The sequence below is a fragment of the Natronolimnohabitans sp. A-GB9 genome (assembly GCF_030848565.1).
GTDB lineage: Archaea > Halobacteriota > Halobacteria > Halobacteriales > Natrialbaceae > Natronolimnohabitans.
On sequence record NZ_JAVDDV010000013.1, the window covers coordinates 45,830 to 63,568 of the forward strand.

Sequence of the window (17,739 nt, forward strand, 5' to 3'; positions counted from 1 at the left end):
AGCAGTGGGATAAACGGGGTCAGTCGTTCCGATCCTCGAGTGGGATTCAGCCGATTCAAGACCGTTCATTCGGGTCTGAACGGTCGAAATTCGGTGTAATCGACCGGAAGCGAAGTGCTGAGGGACTCGAGCGACACGGACACATCGGCGTCGAAAACGAACGGAACGGCGGTCGAAACCGGATACTACTGGCTCGAAGACCTGAAACTCCGGATAACTGATTCGAATCGAGCGAACGCGAGTCGGTGGCGCGGTCGCCGGGAGTGCCGTCGGCTGTCCGAGCGTCGCGAACGGCGAAAACGGGTGGCGTTACTCGAGCAGGCCGAGATCCTCGAGACGGGAGACGATCTTGTCGACGGCGTGTTCGGCGTCCTTGGGCTTTTTCCCGCCAGTGATGACGAGTTTCCCGGAACCAAAGAGCAAGGCGACGACCTCGGGCTCGTCGAGGCGGTAGACGAGACCGGGGAACTGCTCGGGTTCGTACTCGATGTTCTCCAGACCGAGACCGATCGCGATCGCGTTCAGGTTGAGGTTCCGGCCGAGGTCGGCGGAGGTGACGATGTTCTGGACGACGATCTCGGGGTCCTCGTTGACCTGAATCTGGAGTTCGCGAAGTTTGTCGAAGACGATGCGGAGGCTTTCGTGGACGTCGTCGGTCGATTTGGCGCCGGTACAGACGATCTTGCCAGATCGGAAGATCAGGGCCGCGGACTTGGGGTTCTGGGTGCGGTAGACGAGGCCGGGGAACTGCTCGGGGTCGTAGTCGGCCCCCTCGAGGTCCATCGCGACGCTTTGGAGATCGAGTTCCTGCCCGATGCCGGTCGACGCCACCACGTTTTCGATGTTGATGGTGTCCTTGGGATCCGTCATAAGTCGCTTAAAAAGACGTATTTAAGGTTTATAAAGGTTAGTGCCGCCACCTGATATATCCGGTATATACGACCCCACCGTGTCGTCGGTAAAGGGGTGATATCAGGGCGTTCGTCCGGTCTGCTGTCCTTCCGGAGTACTGTATCGCCAATCGCCACACGGGGTCGGCGATCGGCGGGACGTGACGAAAAGCGGTAGGCTCATGGCCGCCCCGCGGTGAACCTGGAGGTGTGTACCTGCTCGAACTCGGCGGCGAGGACGACGCGTTCGCGGCCCGCGAGGCGACGAGCGCCGCGACCGGCGTCCGCCGGATCGCGCCCGGAGTCGCCGTCGCAGACGCCATCGCCCCTGAACGCGTCCACGGACTCGCGTACACCCACCGCGCGAGTACGCTTCTCGGACGCACCGACGCCGACGTCACGAGCGCGACGGCGTTGCTCGAGGCCGCCGCGATCGACCGCGAGGGGTCCGTCGCCGTGCGCGCGACCGACGTCCACGGCTCGACGGGCGTCAGCACCGAGCGTGCGGAACGCGAACTCGGCTCGGTGTTAGTCGATCGTGGCTTCTCGGTCGACCTCGAGGAGCCCGACCACGTCCTCCGGGCGGTGTTCTCGGAAGGGCGACTCGAGACCGGCGGCGAACTCGAGGCCGACGCGGAGACGGGTGATCTCGTGACGGCCGCCGACGGCGAGGCGGGGCTCGCGGAACGCGTCTCAGTCTGTGCGCTTGGCTGGCTCACAGCCGAGAGCGTCCGAGATTTCGGCGACCGGGCGCCGACGGACAAACCCTTCTTCCAGCCCGGCAGCATGGACCCATTGTTGGCCCGCGCGGTCGCAAACGTCGCGGGCGCTCGGCCCGGCGCGACGATCCTCGATCCGATGTGTGGCACCGGCGGCGTGCTCGTCGAGGCCGGCCTCGTCGGCGCCGACGTGATCGGTGCCGACGCGCAAGAAAAGATGGTTCGCGGGGCCCGGAAAAATCTCGACGGCTTTCTCGAGCGCGACGAACCGTCGCCGACCGGCGTCGCTCGTGGTGAGTATCACCTCGTCCGCGGCGACGCAACTCGCCTGGCACTCGAAGACGACGCCGTCGACGGCGTTGTCTTCGACGCACCCTACGGCCGCCAGTCGAAAATCGAGACCCACCGCCTCGAGGACCTGGTCTCGGGTGCGCTCGCGGAAGCCCGACGAGTCGCCCCGCGGGCCGTCGTGGTCGCCGACCGGTCGTGGGCCGGCAAAGCACGGGACGCAGGCTGGAGCCTCGAGGCCGCCTTCGAGCGCCGGGTTCATCGGTCGCTGACGCGGTACGTACTGGTTCTCGAGGACCAATAGACGGTCATTGGCGCTTGCGCGACCGACGACTACTGTGCCGGCTGTCGCTCGACGAGCGACTGCAACTCGCTTGCGACCTCCGGCGGGACGACGATCCGTCGCGGGCCAGCGACGTACTGGCCGTCGGGCTGGGCGTACTCGAGTTTCAGGATCGTCGCGTCGCCGAGCTGACGCGCTGAAACGTCCCGAATGTCCTCGAGATCGATCGCCTGATCGGGATCGTAGAGATAGATGGTCCGTTCGTCTCGATCGAAGGCCCCGATGGATCGCAGGAACGACGAGAGAGCGAGCGCGACGAGTGCAAGCGGGATCAACAGCGCCGCCAGCCCCGTAAACGGTCCGGCACCGACTGCGAGCAGTTCCCGCTGGGAGACGATCCGGCCAGCGACCATCAGTCCACCCATCACCGCGATCATCGCGAGCGTTCCCAACACAGCGTCCATCGCCCGCTCGAGGGCCCGACCCGACGGGGTGTCGATCGGCAGTCGACGGGTGACGGCCTCGAGCTGCCGTTCGGTGTTTCCGGAGACGGCAAGCGCAAACAGTGTCACGGCGATTGCGGCAAAGGCCGCGATAACGACGCCGCCGGCGTCGGCCTGGGTGGCCATGTCGTACAGTCGCCAGAAGACGATGATCGTGATCGCCGCGAAGAACGTCCCCACGCCGAGCGACCACAGGAGGCGAACGGTGCGTGACGTCGACGCGTCGCGTCGCCACTGGATCGTCTCGGAGTCGGTCGGATCCACGGGCGCGTCCTCGTCCATACAGGAACTGGCCACCCGTCGTGTAAAGCCTGTTCGATGTCTGCTGATACTGTCGGGCAGCAGTCCGTATCAGAACAGAAGCGTATCGAACGCGACGAAGCCGACGTAGGAGACGACGATCGAGCCCGCAAGCGACAGCACCCACGCGAGGACGGTATACCCCATCTTGCGGGCGCTGACGCCGCCGCCGGAGCCGGCCGCGGCATAACCGCTACCGATGATCGCACTGACGATGATCTCGTTGAACGAGACGGGAATGCCATAGAGGACGGCCGTCTGTGCGATGATAAAGGAGGGGATGAGCGCGGCGATCGATCGGCGTGGTCCAAGCGACGAGTAATCCTGCGAGATCGCCTTGATCATCCGTGGCGCGCCAGTCCACGACCCGAGCAAAAGCCCGAACCCACCACCGACGAGCAGGGCGATCAGTGGGAGGCCGACGTCACCCGACAGCGGGATCAACGGTCCGACCGCCAGCCCGACCTGGCTGCCACCCGCGGAGAACGCGACTAAGCCACCGAGTACGAGCAGGAAGTGTCGCTCGCCGCGCTCGATGCCGTGTCGCAAGTCGAGTGCGATCGCCGCCGCCCAGAGTGCGCCGATGAGCGCGGTCATCACGACGACACCGACGATCTCGGGGCCAGGGAGCCAGCCACTCGAGGCCTCGGCGATCGACGCGCCACCAGCGTCGCCAGAACCCAGAACCGCAAACTCGATGTTCGCCACGAGAACGCCGACGAACGCCGCCAGAATGATGATTAGATACTTCTCGGCGATCGGTTCGGCCCGGAGTAACCGGGCGATCCCGTAGGCGAGCCCGCCGCCGACAAACGGTGTCAGGAGCCACAGCGTAGCGATCTCGGTGTACTTCGCCCAGGCTGGATCGCCGCCCATCGCGAATCCGACGCCGATGACCGCGCCGGTGACGGTAAACGCCGTCGCGATCGGATAGCCGGCGAAGACGCCGGTCGCGACCAGGCCGGCCGCGATGACCAGCGCGATCGTCGCCGCCATCGGCGACAGCGTCACGCCGTCGATCAGGTCGGCACCGACCGCCTCGGAGACGTTTGCCCCCTGCAAGACGGCTCCAGTGAACCCGAGAATACCGACGAGAAACCCGGCTCGCATCACCGAAATCGCGTTCGCGCCAACTGCCGGAGCGAACGGTGTCGATCCGCTCGAGCCGGCGCCGATCGCCCAGGCCATAAAGAGGCTGGCGACTGCAGCGACCAGAAACGTCCCAATCGTCGCGATCTCGACCATTCCTGTCTAGTCCGCCTTACCGGCTACCCCTACAAGTGTGTGCCGACCTGCGACGCGGCTCGAGCGCTAACAGCGGCCGATGGCCGATCGAATAGGCGCTCGTCAGTTCGTCGTCGACCTCGAGTTGTCCTCGGGCTCCGGCGGCGGCTCGACGCCCTCGATCGCTTCGGCCGCGTCGGTGTCTTTCTCGACCTCGACGTGCCAGCGGTCGATCTCGTCTTCGTACTCCGCGAGCAGGTCGGAGACGTCCTCTTTCAAGACGTCGTCGTTGACGTTGACTTCGAAGACGAACTCCTCGCCGTTGCCGCGGGTCGACTGCTGGATGTTGGCGCTGACGAGCTCGTTGTCGAAGTAGTACGGCGCGAGCTGGGTCATCACGTTCTGGTAGACCGTGTCCTCGACCCGGCGCAGCGCCTTCCGTCCGGCGGAGTCGGCGGCTCGAGCGACGTAATCGATCGATTCGCGCCAGTTGCCGACCGCGGCCTCGGGGTCGTCCTCCTCGAGGCGCTCGTACGACTCCGAGAGCTTCTCGCCGGCGGTCTTGATGTCCTCGTCGGGCTCTTTGCCCGCCTTCTCGCCTTTGCCCTCCTCGACGCTTGCCTGGTCGGCAGTCTTCTCGCTGACGTCGGTGTCGAGGGTCTCGTGGGCCTTCGGCCGCCACTCCTCCCACTCCTCGAACGCGCGGGCAAAGCGGGCCCCGTAATCCTGGTCGGGGTCGTGGACGCCGGCGTCCCGGAGCGCACGGGTGATGCGCTCGCCGTGTTCGACGATGTCGCCCCAGTCACCGCGAACCTTGAATCCCGAGATACTCTCTTCCATTCGGTTGGCCGGGTGGTATGCGACCGATCGGTATAAACCTCTCCGCTATCGATTGCAACGGTCGACTGGAAGACGCTCGAATCGAGCGCCGTACCCGGGTTCCGGGCTCGAGGCGAAACGGGGGTGGCGACGTCACCCACGGTGGCGGCTGATCGATACTGTGAACTATCCGGCGACGGCCACTACGAGTATGCCGATCGAAGACCGGGACGATGCCTATCTCATCACCCACGCACTGGCAAAAGACACGCTGAGCCGCCTGCGGGACGTCGAAACCGAGCAGGTCAGCTTCCGGAAAGGGCTCGTGAAACTCGGCCGCATCTGTGGCTACGAGATCATCGACGGTCGGATGGAGACGGAGTACGTCGAGATCGAGACACCCCTCGAGCAGACGATGGGCGAACGCGTCCGCGGGCTCGACGACGTCGTCATCATCAACGTCCTGCGCGCGGCGACGCCGTTCGTCGAGGGACTGCTGAAGGCCTTCCCGCGGGCCCGACAGGGCGTCATCAGCGCGAGCCGTGACGAGGAGGCCGGCCGCGAGGAGGACGGTTCGTTCCCGATCACGGTCGACTACGTCAAACTCCCCGAGATCCACGAGGAAGACACCGTAATCATCGCCGATCCGATGCTCGCGACCGGGAGTACGATGTGTACTGTCCTCGATCACGTCGTCGAGAACTCACCGGAGCCGGAGAACCTGATCGTTCTCTCGGCGGTCTCTGCACCCGAAGGGCTGCTCCGCGTCGACGAGTCCTGTCCACAGGCCGACCTGCTGACGGTCTCGATCGACGACCGCCTCGACGACGATGGCTTCATCGTCCCGGGACTCGGCGACGCCGGCGACCGGGCGTTCCGGACGACCTGATAGGAGTCGCCGTCGCTTTTCTGGCGCTCGGCCATGCGTCTCGGTAGCACGGACTGTCGAATCGTCGATCCCATCGAATAGCTCCCTCGAGATGACCGTTCTCGCTCGATGGTCCCGCTTTCGGAGTGGATCTGTCCGGAGTCGAGGCGGATCGTCCTACTCACTGCAGGTGTCGATTCCGAACACCGCATTGAGTGGACAGCGCTGGATGATCGCCGTCGCGAAAATATCGCTGCCGGCGACGAACGCGAGCGTGCCGACAGTTCGGTCCCGGTTGCGGTAGCCAAACAGCAGCAGGGCGATCCCGAGGACGACACGCAGTATCCGGTCGAATCCGCCGACGTTTCTGTCCATATGTGGTTGGACGGGCGTCGTTTCCGTAGGCGTTTCCCTGCCCATACTGTCCGGCAGCATCACTCCGTCTGGCCGTCGCCCGAAGGACCGCCGTGATCGTCCGAGTCGCCGTCCCCACTCGAGAGCCCCGCATCGGGAGCGCGCTCGAGTGCTGGCGGCACCTCGTGGTGGTCGGAGTAGCCGTCGAACCAGCGGACGATGCGCTCGATACGGTCGACGACGTGGGCCGGCTCACCCGATCTGGAGAGTTCGTGTCCTTCCCGCGGGTAGCGGACGAGGCGACTGTCGACACGGTGTTTCTGCAGGCCGCGGTAGAACAGTTCGGCGGTGTTGGCAGGCGTTCGGTAATCCCGGTCGGCGTGCAGTACGAGCGTCGGCGTGTCGACGTTCTCGACGTGAGCTACAGGCGAGTGCTCCTGGAGGCGGTCGGGCTCCTCCCAGGGTGTCGTCCCGTAGTCACCCTCGAGAAGTTTGAACGCGTCCGTCGAGCCGTAGAAGCCGGTGAAGTCGTAGAGCCCCCGTTGTGCGACGGCCGCCTCGAACCGATCCGTCTGTGTGACCGCCCACGCCGCCATGTAGCCGCCGAAGCTGCCACCGGTGACGAAGACCTCCTCGGAATCGACGAACTCGCGTTCGCAGGCGGTTTCGACGCCGGCGAGAACGTCGGTCAACGTGGCCGGCCCCCAGTCGCGTTCGATGGCCATCGCGTGGTCCTCGCCGTAGCCCGTCGACCCCCGCGGATTGCACCAGAAGACGACGTACCCTCGCGCGGCGAGCGTCTGGAACTCGTGCCACATCGTCCCCGCGGTCGTCCAGTGGGCGTGTGGCCCACCGTGGATCTCGACGACGAGCGGATACGTTTCGCCCGGCGAGGCGTCGGCGTCGAACGCGGGTGGCGTGAGGAGCCAGCCCTGGATCGACTCACCGTCGCTTTCGAACCACACTTCCTCGGGCTGGCGAACCGGTCGATCGGCCAGATACGCGTCGTTGACTCGCGTCAGTCGATGGGGCTCGTTGCCGCCGCGGGTCGTGACGAAGACGTCGCCAGGGTGGTCCCACTCGCTGTAGGCGTAGGCGACGGCGTTCTCGCCGACCGAGAAGTCGGTGATGTCGACGCCATCACCGTAGACCATCGTCGGCTCGGCGCTTCCGTCGCCCGGCACCGACCAGCAGACGCGTGCGCCCTCGTCGGGTGTCGTGAAGTAGATCGTCTCGTCGTCGGGTGCCCACTCGAACCCACAGCGGTGGCCGATCGTGCGATCGAGTGACTCGGTCGGCGTCCACTCGTCGCCGCTCTCGCGGTCGTGGACGCGAATCTGAGTCCCACGCATCGACGCTCGGTCCTCGGGCGTGTACTCGAAGGCGATGCGGCCGTCCGTCGTCGCATCGATCGATCCCGACTCGAGCCAGCCCGCCGTCTCCGTAACCACCGTAGCGGTATCCGACTCGAGGTCGTGTTCGTACAGCTCGTACGTCAGCGAGTCGTCGGGGACGTCGCCGGTCTTCGTGGCGTAGTAGACCGTCCCGCTGTCGCCCCACGTGGGTGCGACGTAGTCCGCGTCGCCATCGGTCAGTCGGCGCAGATGATCGACGTCGTCGGGGTCGGTCACGTCGGCCTCGAGTGCGTCCGCGACCGAAAGAACGTAGACGTGCCGTCGATCGCCGTCGAAGTACGCCCCATCGCTCCGGTAGAGCAGGCGATCGATCACGCGAGGATCCGGATCGTCGCGTTCCGTGTCGGGATCGACTGCGTAATCACGGCTTTCCTCGCGGTCGGCCGCACGTACCTGCTGGGTAACACACAGTTTCGAGCCGTCGGGGCTCCACTCGAGGTCGTCGACACCACCGACGACCGACGTGAGTCGTCGCGCCTCGCCACCGTCGGTGGGGACGAGCCAGAGCTGTTTGCGCTCGCCTTCCCCGCGGGTGCTGACGAACGCGAGCCAGTCGCCATCGGGGCTCCACCGGGGCTGTTCGTCGACGCCGTCGCTTGTGGTGAACTGTACGGGCTCGTCGCCACCGACGGGAACGACGAACACCGACGCCGTGTCCGATTCCTCGTCGTCAGCAGTCCGCACTACGAACGCGACGCGCTCGTCGTCCGGCGAGAGTCGCGGCTCCGAAACGAACCGGAGCTCGTCGTAATCGGCCGCGCTGATTTCGTTCATGTGATGTGAGCCGTGTCAACACCCGAAAGGGTTTTGCTTCGACCGGCACGTCGTCCATCGATTTTAATTCGAATAATAGTACATTACTTGAAATCAGTGACTTGTTGACAAGCGTAACGGATATCGAAGCAGCTATTAACATACTGTGGGTAAAAGGCGGGTATGGTTGGACATATCAATAGGCGGAATTTCATCGCACTGAGCGGCGCCGCTGGGGTCGCCGGCCTGGCCGGCTGCCTCGGTGGAGACGGTGATGAAAGCAACCTCTCGTGGCACGCCGGCGGCCAGGGCGGAACCTACTACCCCCTGTCCAGTGACTTCAAGACGATCGTCGACGGGGAGACGGAGTACACGCTGCAGGTGCAGTCGACTGGAGCGAGCCTCGAGAACGTCGGCAATCTCTTCCGGGAGGAAGCCGACTTCGCGCTGATCCAAAACGACGTCGCTCACTTCGCGTACACCGGTGTCGGGATCGACGAACTCGGAGACGAAGAAATGACGAACCTCCGTGGGGTCGCGTCGCTGTACCCGGAGACGATCCACGTCATCACCCAGGCCGGTTCGGGGATCGAGACCGTCGAAGACCTCGAGGGACAGACGGTCGTCACCGGTGCTCCCGGCAGCGGAACGCAACTCAACGCCCTCCAGATCCTCGAGACGGCGGGTATCGAAGAAGACGACTTCGACGAACAGAACGCGGACTTCGATACGGCAGCCGACCAGATCCAGGACGGCGACGCCGACGCCGCGTTCGTCGTCGCTGGTTGGCCAGCCGGCTCGGTCGAGAACCTCGCGACGAACACCGACATCTCGCTGGTCGAGATCGCTGGCGACACGCGTGAGGACGTCATGGACGACGCCGAGTGGTTCGCCGAGGACACGGTTCCCGCCGACACCTACGACGGCGTCGAGAGCGACGTGGAAACGGTGTCGGTTCAGGCAATGATCGCCACCCACGAGGGCGTCGACGAAGCCGTCGTCGAGGCAGTGACCGAGGCGATCTTCGAGAACCTCGACGACGTCTCCCAGAAAGAGGAGTTCATCGACGTCGACTCCGCACAGGACGGGATGCCGATCGACCTCCACCCCGGTGCCGAGGCGTATCTCGACTAACCTTCGGCTCGGGACAGCCGACTGACTCCGATCGTGCATCGACCGCTTCACCGGTACGTCGTCGTTATCGTTCTCGTCGCACTGGTAGCGACGGCAGTCGCGATCCCCGTCGTGCAGGGAGAGCGGACGCTCGTCGTCGCCGACGCCGACACCGGTGAGCGGCTACTCGAGGAGCCGGTCGACGACGGCACGGACGTCACCCTCTCGTATACACACAGCGTCGAACGGACGCCGGTCGAGGACGTCTACGTCGTCGACGGGACGACACTTCGGATGGAACGGATGGTGTTTCACTCCCACGGTGCCGGGTTACCCACCGACGACCGCATCGAGCGGACCGACGAGGGGTTCGTCTATCCGGTAAACGACACCTACGAGGAGGTAATCGTCGCACCGGGTTCGATCGCCGGACACGAACTCGTCGTCGACGGCGAACGCCACGATCTGGTCGCGATGGCCGACGGATCGGTCGTCATCTCGGTCACCGAACGGCGACTGACGGATCGTCTCCCCGTCCAGTTGCAACTCGACAGCAGTTCTTCACAACCCATTCAATGATTCCTAGTTATGAGCGTAGACAACCGCGACACTGACACACTCTCGGACGAGGAACAGGACGAGATCTTACAGGAGGTCGAGCGAAGCCGGAGCCACCGTGGCGCGATCGCCGCGCTCGTCGCGTTGATCGCGATCACGTTCTCGGCGTTCCAGTTGTGGATCGCCGCCCGCAGCTACACCTTCGCCGTGACGCTCCCGATGCTCGGCGAACTCGATCTCGGCTCGCTCCAGCAACTCCAGGTCAACACGATCCACGTCACGTTCGCGCTGGTCCTTGCGTTTCTGCTGTTCCCCGCGAGCCGGGGCGACGGGTTCGTCGCCAGGCGGCTCGGAGCGATCGAGCCCGCGGTCCGCGAGCGGTTCGGCCCCGATAGCGGTCTGACTCGGCTCGTCGAACGAGTCGGCGACGGCGTCCGCTGGGCGGCGATCGATCCCGACCTGCGTCGCGTGACGCCACTCGACGTCGTGTTGATCGTCCTCTCGCTGCTTCCCGCCTACTATACGCTGACCGAGTACAGCGAGGTCCAGCAGATGTCGCTGTTTGGCATTCAGGGCGTCCGTCCGATCCACGAGGTCTACCCGGTCCTCGAGCCGATCGTCATGGCCATCGCAGCCGTCGGGATCCCGATCGACGACGTCTCCTACGGCTTCCTGCTTGGCATCCTCGGCATCCTGCTGGTGCTCGAGGCGACCCGACGGACGCTCGGTCTGTTGCTCATGTCTCTGGTGTCGCTGTTTATCGCCTACGCGCGCTGGGGATATCTGGTTCCCAGTGACTCCGCGATCGGCGCCCTCTCGATTCCAGCCGAAAGCTGGGGGAACATCGTCTACAACCTCTGGTATATCACCGAAGCCGGGATCATGAGCACGCCCGTCACTGTCAGCGTTCGCTTTATTTTCATCTTCATCCTCTTCGGGGCGTTCCTCGAGATGAGCGGCGCCGGCAAGTGGTTCATCGACCTGGCCTACTCGCTGACCGGCACGAAACGCGGCGGTCCGGCCAAAGCGGGCGTCGCCTCGAGTGGCTTTATGGGGATGCTCAGCGGCTCGTCGATCGCCAACACGGTGACGACGGGCGCGTTCACCATCCCGCTGATGAAGCGGGCGGGCTACTCCCCCGAGTTCTCCGGCGCCGTCGAGTCGTCGTCCTCGTCGGGCGGACAGATGCTCCCACCGGTGATGGGCGCTGCCGCGTTCCTCATCGTCGAGTTTACCGGGACGGCGTACGCGGACGTCATCATCGCCGCCACGCTGCCTGCACTCGCGTTCTTCTTCGGAATGTGGGTGATGGTCCACTTCGAGGCGGTTCGCGGCGGTATCGGCGGGCTTCCGCGATCCCAGCTTCCGGATCCGATCGCCGCGCTTCGATCCGGCTGGTTCTACCTGCTCCCGATCGGTCTGTTGCTGTACTTCCTCGTGATCGCCCGGTTCTCGATCAACCGCGCCGGCTGGTACACGATCGTCGCCATGATCGCCTTGCTGGCCGTCGTCGCCGCCTACAACGAACGCACGCGCGTGCCGCTGCTCGGTACGATCGGCGTGCTGTATCTCGCCCAGGCGACGTCCTACGCAGTCACCGGCGGGGGCGTCCTCGAGGCGCTTCAGGCGGCTGCGGGTGCCGGCACTGCCGCCGAAGCCTACTCGATCACCGGCGCGGCGACCGCGGCGGTCTCGGACCTCGGTGCGATCGCGATCCTCGTCAGTCTCGCGTTCCTGCTCACACAGCCACGTGGCGACGCGCCACTGCTCGACTTCGACGACGACGTCGACGAGGCCGCCACCCGGACCGCAACGGCGATCGGCCGTCCCGGACTGGCCTCGAGTCGCGCGTATCAGTACGCGGCGTTCGTCGGGAAGTCGATGGACTCCGGTGCGCGGACCGCGACGACCGTCGTCGTCGCCGTCGCCGCCGCCGGCGTCGTCCCCGGTGTCATCAGCGTCTCCGGGCTCGGTCCGAACCTCGCGGCGCTCATCGATGCCGTCAGTGGTGGGTCGACGCTCCTCTTGCTCGTCTTGACCGGCTTCGCCTCGATCATCTTCGGGATGGGGATGCCGACGACGGCGATGTACATCATCCTGGTCGCGATGCTCCAGACGCCGATCGAGGGTGCCGGGATCGCGATCCTCGCCGGTCACCTCTTTATCCTCTACTTCGGCCTGATGGCGGACGTCACGCCGCCGGTCGCCGTCGCCGCCTTCGCCGGAGCCGGCGTCGCGAAGGCCGACGAACTCAAGACCGCGACGATCGCGTTCTTGCTCTCGCTGAACAAGATCCTGGTCCCGTTCGCGTTCGTCTTCTCGCCAGGTATCCTCATGATGCGAGACGGGCCCGAGGGATGGAGCGTCATCGGCTGGGAGTCCGTCACCGATCTCGGCTTCTTCGTCCCGGACGTCCTGATTCCCGTCGCCGGGATGTTCCTCGGCGTCTACGCGCTGGGCGTGACGATCATCGGCTACCAGTACTCGGAAGTGTTCCCCACCGAACGGGCGCTGTACTCCGTCGCCTCGGTCCTGCTGATGGTGCCGGAGATTCCCCTGCTGATCGCCGAGGGGGCGGCGACCGCTGCCGGCCTCGATACGACGCTGACGACGTTTGCGATCACCGTCTCGCTGCGTGCGATCGGTCTGGTGATGCTCGTCGGACTCTCCTACTACAACCGCTCGCGGGCCAACAAGGGCGGTGAAAGCGACGAGCAAGGCGAACCTGCCGTGAGCACCCCGACGCCGAGCGAGGCCTGAGACGGACTGCCGTACCGATTTCCCGCTTCGACGAGACGGACACTCGTTAGAATTTTGTCGGTTGCGAATCTTCTCCCGGTCGTGTCAACACGAACTCCGGTCGATCCGGCGTCACTCGACGGCGGCGACGCCGCCCCCTCCGATCGTGTCTTCCAGCTCGCCGTCGCCGTTTACGGCGGCGTGCTCCTGGCCGGCACCGCCGCGACGATTGCCGCCCTAATCGACGACTGGCCGGTCGGCCTCGTGGAGACGTACACAGGTGGGTTCCTCGCCGGGTTCGTCGGTGGCGCTGTGATTTCACAGGTCGATCCGCTCCTCCCCGTCCGCCTCGGTCGGACGCTCGTCCGACGACTCGCACTCGTCCTCCCGTCGGTCGTCTTCGTCGGTCTCTGGCTCGTCCCCCTCGAGTCACCCGCTGGGCGCGTCGCGCTACTGTCTGCAGTGCTCGTCGTCGCGACGGGTCACGTCCTCTCGCAACTGGCCGGGAACCGCTACGTCGACGCGGTCACGCCCGGCGATCCCGATGAGACGTGGCGATGGGAGCCGTCCGGCTCCGTTGCCCTCGATCTGTTCCTCGCCGGAATGTGGGTGTTGCTCGCCCTTGCCAACGCCGTCACTGGAACCTGGCTCGAGGCGCTGTTCTGGCTGGTGATCGGTAGCGGCTGGGTCGCGAGCTGTCTCGCCGAAGGCCGCTGGCCGTTTGGCCCCGGACGCGATCGCTGTGAACTCCAGTGTTACGAGTCGGGACTCGTCAAACGACAGCCCTACACGAAGACGTTCGTCCCGTGGGCCGACGTCGATCACGTCCGTCTTCGCGGGGACGAACTCGTCCTCGACCGCGGGCTGGGCGACGTTCGCTTCGAGCGTGACGAACTCGAGGATCCCGAGGCCGTCCTCGAGGCGGTCGACGAGCGGGTGCTGGCGATCGGTGGCCGGTAGTCGACGAGCCCTGCGTATCGGTCGTCGGCGACCTCACAGAAGCGGTCCGTCTCACTCCAGTTCGGCCCGGCCGCTGGTCGCGCTTCGCAGTCGGTCGCGCAACGACTCGGCCTCCGCCAGCGGGACTCGCACCTCGAAAGAGACGTCGGCCTGATAGTCGGCCTCGAACTCGTAGCCTTCGCTCTCGAGGATCCCCCGAACGGTGCCGGAGTCGTCGTAGTCGACGGTGACCGAGACGCGTTCGTGGGGTCGTTCCTCGACGACGCCAGCTGCCGCGACGGCCTCTTTGACCGCACGCGAGTAGGCCCGGACCAGACCGCCGACGCCGAGGTTCGTCCCGCCGTAGTAGCGCGTGACGACGACCGCACAGTTCTCGATCTCCTGCTGGGTGAGGACGTTCAACGCCGGCTTTCCTGCCGAGCCGGACGGCTCGCCGTCGTCGCTCGAGTACTCCCGGAGGAACTGACCGCTGTCGGGGCCACCGGTCCGTACGCGATAGGCGGGGACGTTGTGGGTGGCGTCGTCGTACTCCTCGCTGACGGTCGCGACGAACGATTCGGCAGCGTCGACCGATTCGACCGGCCGGACGTGGCCGATAAACTCCGAGCCCTGGACGACGAACTCGGCGGTCGCCGGCTCCGCGACGGTTCGATACGTTTCGCTTACGGCGTCCTCGCTCACTGTCTTCGGTACGCTCGCCGGCGAAAAGAGCGCGTCGGTCCTCCGATCGACGTCCCATTTGTCTCATCCCATACGCTCTTGAATGATGGTGTGGTGGCTGGGAACATGGGCGACGAGACCGACATCGAAACCGACGCCATCGATCCGACGTTCGCCGAGGAACTGCTCAGCGTCTGCCGAACGACGGTCGGCGACGAACTCCGGAGCATCACGTACTTCGACGACGAAGTCGTCGACCAGGTGTATCTCCGTTCGGATCTCGATCGAACGGCCGACCTCGTCGGGTTCGCCGAACACGAACGACGCGGCTTTCACTCCCAGTCGGCCTACCGGAACACCCAACTCGGCGAGTATCAGGCGACCATTCGGATGTTCGAAAACGGGTATCTTACTCGCATCATTCGCGGGCCACACGGCGTCTGGGTGACGACCGACGACATGTCGATCGACCGATTCAAAGAGCTGACGACTGCCCTCGAGTCCGTCCTCGACAGGTACGCCGACGAGGCGGCGGGTAGCGGGGACGGCCCGGATTGATACGAACTGCTGTCGTCACTGCACGCCGATCGCCGACCCCGCACGACGGTGTGAGATCGGTACAGCAGTTCGTCTGATGGCGCTACTGGAGTTCGATCTTCCTGACGAACTCGAGATCACGAATCTCGGTGATCACTTCGCCGGGGAGGTGTTGGTCGGTGATCAGGTAGAGTTTCGGCTCGTCGGTGAACTCCGGATCCTCGCTGATCGTCTGGCGGATCGAGATGTCGTGGTCGGCTAACGTCCCGGTAATCTCCGCGACGATCCCCTTCTGGTCGGCGTCGTCGGGCGTGACCGTAAGCACCGTCAGATCTAACACCGGCGCCAGATCCATCAGGCTCGGAACCTGTGAGATGTTCTGGAAGATCTGCCGCAGCTCGGGGTCGTCGAGGATGACGTCGGTCGTCGAGTCGACGACGCGCCGGTCGACGCCGATCTCGCGGGCGATCCCCGTGTTCGGGATCTCGATACCGCCGGAGACGACCCGGCCGTCGTCGTTGACGGAGAACCCGCGTTCCAACAGCAGCCGGATGACCGCCTGCTGGCTCGGTGAGCCCTCGAACTTCTCCATTATTTCGTCGAACATTCGGTGGCGGATGTACGCGGGCCCGCGTATAATTTCCGGTGATCGGGCCGCTTCGGCGACGCTACTGCCCATGTCAGATACGGACTGCTGTACCGAATGCCCGCCGATCGCCAGGGCGGGGTCGGCGATCGGCGGGCAGTGACGACAGCAGACCGTATGACGGACGATTTTTGACGATCCGTTTGGAACGATGACCTATGCGCGAACTGCGACGTTGTGACTTCTGTGGCGACGACGCCGTCGGCACGTTCGCTGTTCTCCCGGCGACACTCGAGCCGACCGAGGCCGAACAGCGACGCGTCGTCCTCTGTTCCGACTGCAAGGAGCGACTCGGAACGCTTCTCGAGCCGTTGCTCGAACGCGTCGGCGCCGATAACGAAAGCGAGACGGAGTCGGCCGACGACGGGGCCGAGAGTTACACCGACGGGACGACGACCGGCGACTCCGGGAGCGGAACCGTCGTCGCCTCGACGGACGACGCGACCCGAAACCGGTCACAGGACGCGACGACCGACGCGGGACTCGAGGGAGGGATCACGTTCGACCGTTCCGAACCGACAGCAGACGGCGACGAGTCGGAGACGGACGGGTCCGACGCCGACGCTGACGTCACGGACGACCGAGCGACGAACACCGACGCTCCCGACTCGAGCGGCGAGTCGACCGACGAGTCGACCGACGAGTCGACCGCTGCAAACACCGGAACACCGCCGTCGAACGCGTACGGGAAGGTCGTCCGCCTGCTTCGCAACCGGGAGTTCCCGATGGAGCGCGGTGCCGTCGAGAGCCTGGCTGCCGGCGCCTACGACCTCGAGGCCGACGAGGTCGACGCGATCATCGAGCACGCGATCGAACAGGGCGAGTTCGTCGAGAAAAGAGGACAGTTGCGACGGCCCTGATACGGACAGGGAAAGCGGCAGTTCGCAGCGTCGACCCGATTACAACGTCCCTTTCGTACTCGGCGTTCCCTCACGACGCTCGTCGATTCGGGTCGCGTCGTCGAGCGTCCGCGCGAGCGTCTTGAACAGCGCCTCGACCTCGTGGTGGGCGTTCTCGCCCTCGACCTCGAGGTGGACGGTCAGGCCGGCGTTCATCGCCAGCGACTCGCCGAAGTGGCGGGCCATGTCGCTCGTAAAGTCGCCGATCTGGGCCTGTGAGAACTCGCCGTCGAAGTAAAACCGGGGCCGGCCGCTGACGTCGACGACGGCGCCGGCGACGGCCTCGTCGAGTGGGACCTTCCGATCGGCATACCGGACGATTCCCGACCGATCACCAAGGGCCTCGTCGAACGCCTCGCCGAGGACGATCGCGACGTCCTCGACCGTATGGTGGTCGTCGATCTCCAGGTCGCCGTCGCAGTCGACCTCGAGGTCGAACAGCCCGTGTTTGGCGAACGACGTCAGCATGTGGTCGAAAAAGCCGATTCCGGTGTCGACGTCGGCCGTTCCAGTTCCGTCGACCGACAGCGTACACTCGATCGACGTCTCGCCCGTCTCACGCGTCAGCGTCGCCGTTCGCTCGCTCATGTCACGTCGATGGGACCGCCAGTACAAGGCGGTTGCGCTCGCCAGCGACGGTGCGATCGACGCGATTCTGTGGCCGCCGTTCCCCTCGACCGTGGCTCTTGGGTGCGTCGCGGCCAGACGGTGGAAGAGACCGAACGATCGCCTCATATGCCTTGATAAAATTTTTCCGGCCATCTAAGGACGTTTCGAAACACGGTATCGGTCCGATTGTACGAGTGAAATGAGCCGAAAACGGGCCAATATTCGGGGTATTATATATCGTCTCGAGCGAATGTCTCTTTCAAGACGAGGTAACGAGTCGATGTCCAATCCCTCCCCACTCTCGAACGAATCGGTCGGTCCGTCGAGATCCGACGCGGATCGACGATCGAGCCGATTCGTTTCCGCCCTCCGCCGTTCACTTAAGGGTCCCCTGCAGTTCGTCTCGTTTTGGAGTGCCATCGCGCTGCCGTTCGTTCATCTCCCGCTTTTGGCACAGGGACTCGGGGATCCACAGACCACCCTCGCGTTTCTGGTCTTGCTCGTCGTCAACGCCTGTGCACTCTACGTCGGGCACGGCTACAAGCGGGACGTCGGTCACGGCTGACGGTCTCGAGCGAAACGCCGGTCACGTGTCGGTTCCG

The 17,739-nt window shown here is 65.0% G+C and carries 18 protein-coding genes; 9 read left to right on the plus strand and 9 right to left on the minus strand.

The window, feature by feature from the left end:
- Nucleotides 1–309: 309 nt before the first annotated feature.
- Nucleotides 310–870 carry a TATA-box-binding protein gene (locus RBH26_RS15285; protein ID WP_005554970.1) on the minus strand — a complete coding sequence of 187 codons (561 nt, stop codon included), beginning with the start codon at nucleotides 868–870 and terminating at the stop codon, nucleotides 310–312.
- Between the two features lie 230 nt (nucleotides 871–1,100).
- Between RBH26_RS15285 and RBH26_RS15290 the strand changes: the two genes are divergently transcribed.
- On the plus strand, nucleotides 1,101–2,201 hold the full coding sequence (locus tag RBH26_RS15290) for a methyltransferase domain-containing protein (protein WP_306759244.1): 1,101 nt from the start codon (nucleotides 1,101–1,103) through the stop codon (nucleotides 2,199–2,201).
- A gap of 29 nt (nucleotides 2,202–2,230) precedes the next feature.
- On the opposite strand, the gene RBH26_RS15295 is transcribed toward RBH26_RS15290, so the two are convergent.
- From RBH26_RS15295 to RBH26_RS15305, 3 genes are all read right to left on the minus strand, one after another.
- Complete coding sequence (locus tag RBH26_RS15295; RefSeq protein WP_306759245.1) at nucleotides 2,231–2,965, minus strand: hypothetical protein; 735 nt, start codon at nucleotides 2,963–2,965, stop codon at nucleotides 2,231–2,233.
- A 69-nt stretch (nucleotides 2,966–3,034) separates the two neighbouring features.
- Complete coding sequence (locus RBH26_RS15300) at nucleotides 3,035–4,228, minus strand: inorganic phosphate transporter (protein ID WP_306759246.1); 1,194 nt, start codon at nucleotides 4,226–4,228, stop codon at nucleotides 3,035–3,037.
- Nucleotides 4,229–4,330: 102 nt separating this feature from the next.
- A complete protein-coding gene (locus tag RBH26_RS15305) occupies nucleotides 4,331–5,047 on the minus strand; it encodes a DUF5828 family protein (protein ID WP_306759247.1) in 717 nt (238 codons plus the stop codon).
- A gap of 190 nt (nucleotides 5,048–5,237) precedes the next feature.
- On the opposite strand from RBH26_RS15305, the gene upp reads away from it, so the two are divergent.
- Complete coding sequence (upp, locus tag RBH26_RS15310; RefSeq protein WP_306759248.1) at nucleotides 5,238–5,915, plus strand: uracil phosphoribosyltransferase; 678 nt, start codon at nucleotides 5,238–5,240, stop codon at nucleotides 5,913–5,915.
- 156 nt (nucleotides 5,916–6,071) lie between these two features.
- Here the strand turns inward: upp and RBH26_RS15315 are convergent, their stop codons facing one another.
- Both RBH26_RS15315 and RBH26_RS15320 read right to left on the minus strand, forming a co-directional pair.
- Nucleotides 6,072–6,269, minus strand: a complete 198-nt coding sequence (locus RBH26_RS15315; protein WP_306759249.1) for a DUF2892 domain-containing protein — start codon at nucleotides 6,267–6,269, stop codon at nucleotides 6,072–6,074.
- Nucleotides 6,270–6,328: 59 nt separating this feature from the next.
- Complete coding sequence (locus RBH26_RS15320) at nucleotides 6,329–8,437, minus strand: S9 family peptidase (RefSeq protein ID WP_306759250.1); 2,109 nt, start codon at nucleotides 8,435–8,437, stop codon at nucleotides 6,329–6,331.
- A gap of 162 nt (nucleotides 8,438–8,599) precedes the next feature.
- On the opposite strand from RBH26_RS15320, the gene RBH26_RS15325 reads away from it, so the two are divergent.
- The 4 genes from RBH26_RS15325 (at nucleotide 8,600) to RBH26_RS15340 (ending at nucleotide 13,786) form a co-directional block, all read left to right on the plus strand.
- A complete protein-coding gene (locus RBH26_RS15325; protein WP_306759251.1) occupies nucleotides 8,600–9,550 on the plus strand; it encodes a TAXI family TRAP transporter solute-binding subunit in 951 nt (316 codons plus the stop codon).
- Between the two features lie 33 nt (nucleotides 9,551–9,583).
- Nucleotides 9,584–10,108 carry a DUF1850 domain-containing protein gene (locus RBH26_RS15330; protein ID WP_306759252.1) on the plus strand — a complete coding sequence of 175 codons (525 nt, stop codon included), beginning with the start codon at nucleotides 9,584–9,586 and terminating at the stop codon, nucleotides 10,106–10,108.
- 9 nt (nucleotides 10,109–10,117) lie between these two features.
- On the plus strand, nucleotides 10,118–12,847 hold the full coding sequence (locus RBH26_RS15335) for a TRAP transporter fused permease subunit (protein WP_306759253.1): 2,730 nt from the start codon (nucleotides 10,118–10,120) through the stop codon (nucleotides 12,845–12,847).
- An 81-nt stretch (nucleotides 12,848–12,928) separates the two neighbouring features.
- Complete coding sequence (locus tag RBH26_RS15340; protein ID WP_306759254.1) at nucleotides 12,929–13,786, plus strand: hypothetical protein; 858 nt, start codon at nucleotides 12,929–12,931, stop codon at nucleotides 13,784–13,786.
- A 51-nt stretch (nucleotides 13,787–13,837) separates the two neighbouring features.
- Here the strand turns inward: RBH26_RS15340 and RBH26_RS15345 are convergent, their stop codons facing one another.
- On the minus strand, nucleotides 13,838–14,467 hold the full coding sequence (locus RBH26_RS15345) for a YigZ family protein (RefSeq protein ID WP_306759255.1): 630 nt from the start codon (nucleotides 14,465–14,467) through the stop codon (nucleotides 13,838–13,840).
- 105 nt (nucleotides 14,468–14,572) lie between these two features.
- Between RBH26_RS15345 and RBH26_RS15350 the strand changes: the two genes are divergently transcribed.
- A complete protein-coding gene (locus RBH26_RS15350) occupies nucleotides 14,573–15,004 on the plus strand; it encodes a hypothetical protein (protein ID WP_306759256.1) in 432 nt (143 codons plus the stop codon).
- A gap of 82 nt (nucleotides 15,005–15,086) precedes the next feature.
- Here the strand turns inward: RBH26_RS15350 and RBH26_RS15355 are convergent, their stop codons facing one another.
- A complete protein-coding gene (locus RBH26_RS15355) occupies nucleotides 15,087–15,590 on the minus strand; it encodes an amino acid-binding protein (RefSeq protein ID WP_306759257.1) in 504 nt (167 codons plus the stop codon).
- A gap of 197 nt (nucleotides 15,591–15,787) precedes the next feature.
- On the opposite strand from RBH26_RS15355, the gene RBH26_RS15360 reads away from it, so the two are divergent.
- Nucleotides 15,788–16,489, plus strand: a complete 702-nt coding sequence (locus tag RBH26_RS15360) for a hypothetical protein (protein ID WP_306759258.1) — start codon at nucleotides 15,788–15,790, stop codon at nucleotides 16,487–16,489.
- A gap of 39 nt (nucleotides 16,490–16,528) precedes the next feature.
- On the opposite strand, the gene hisB is transcribed toward RBH26_RS15360, so the two are convergent.
- Nucleotides 16,529–17,116: an imidazoleglycerol-phosphate dehydratase HisB gene (hisB, locus tag RBH26_RS15365; RefSeq protein WP_306759259.1), complete on the minus strand. Its 588-nt coding sequence runs from the start codon at nucleotides 17,114–17,116 to the stop codon at nucleotides 16,529–16,531.
- A 301-nt stretch (nucleotides 17,117–17,417) separates the two neighbouring features.
- On the opposite strand from hisB, the gene RBH26_RS15370 reads away from it, so the two are divergent.
- Nucleotides 17,418–17,702 carry a hypothetical protein gene (locus tag RBH26_RS15370; RefSeq protein WP_306759260.1) on the plus strand — a complete coding sequence of 95 codons (285 nt, stop codon included), beginning with the start codon at nucleotides 17,418–17,420 and terminating at the stop codon, nucleotides 17,700–17,702.
- Nucleotides 17,703–17,739: the final 37 nt, after the last annotated feature.

Excerpts from the sequence above, each read along its gene's own strand:
- hisB (WP_306759259.1), bottom strand. The coding sequence starts at position 17,116 with ATGAGCGAGCGAACGGCGACGCTGACGCGTGAGACGGGCGAGACGTCG.
- RBH26_RS15300 (WP_306759246.1), bottom strand. The coding sequence starts at position 4,228 with ATGGTCGAGATCGCGACGATTGGGACGTTTCTGGTCGCTGCAGTCGCC.
- RBH26_RS15285 (WP_005554970.1), bottom strand. The coding sequence starts at position 870 with ATGACGGATCCCAAGGACACCATCAACATCGAAAACGTGGTGGCGTCG.
- RBH26_RS15295 (WP_306759245.1), bottom strand. The coding sequence starts at position 2,965 with ATGGACGAGGACGCGCCCGTGGATCCGACCGACTCCGAGACGATCCAG.
- RBH26_RS15335 (WP_306759253.1), top strand. The coding sequence starts at position 10,118 with ATGAGCGTAGACAACCGCGACACTGACACACTCTCGGACGAGGAACAG.
- RBH26_RS15305 (WP_306759247.1), bottom strand. The coding sequence starts at position 5,047 with ATGGAAGAGAGTATCTCGGGATTCAAGGTTCGCGGTGACTGGGGCGAC.
- RBH26_RS15355 (WP_306759257.1), bottom strand. The coding sequence starts at position 15,590 with ATGTTCGACGAAATAATGGAGAAGTTCGAGGGCTCACCGAGCCAGCAG.
- upp (WP_306759248.1), top strand. The coding sequence starts at position 5,238 with ATGCCGATCGAAGACCGGGACGATGCCTATCTCATCACCCACGCACTG.
- RBH26_RS15315 (WP_306759249.1), bottom strand. The coding sequence starts at position 6,269 with ATGGACAGAAACGTCGGCGGATTCGACCGGATACTGCGTGTCGTCCTC.
- RBH26_RS15325 (WP_306759251.1), top strand. The coding sequence starts at position 8,600 with ATGGTTGGACATATCAATAGGCGGAATTTCATCGCACTGAGCGGCGCC.
- RBH26_RS15370 (WP_306759260.1), top strand. The coding sequence starts at position 17,418 with ATGTCCAATCCCTCCCCACTCTCGAACGAATCGGTCGGTCCGTCGAGA.
- RBH26_RS15350 (WP_306759256.1), top strand. The coding sequence starts at position 14,573 with ATGGGCGACGAGACCGACATCGAAACCGACGCCATCGATCCGACGTTC.
- RBH26_RS15320 (WP_306759250.1), bottom strand. The coding sequence starts at position 8,437 with ATGAACGAAATCAGCGCGGCCGATTACGACGAGCTCCGGTTCGTTTCG.
- RBH26_RS15360 (WP_306759258.1), top strand. The coding sequence starts at position 15,788 with ATGCGCGAACTGCGACGTTGTGACTTCTGTGGCGACGACGCCGTCGGC.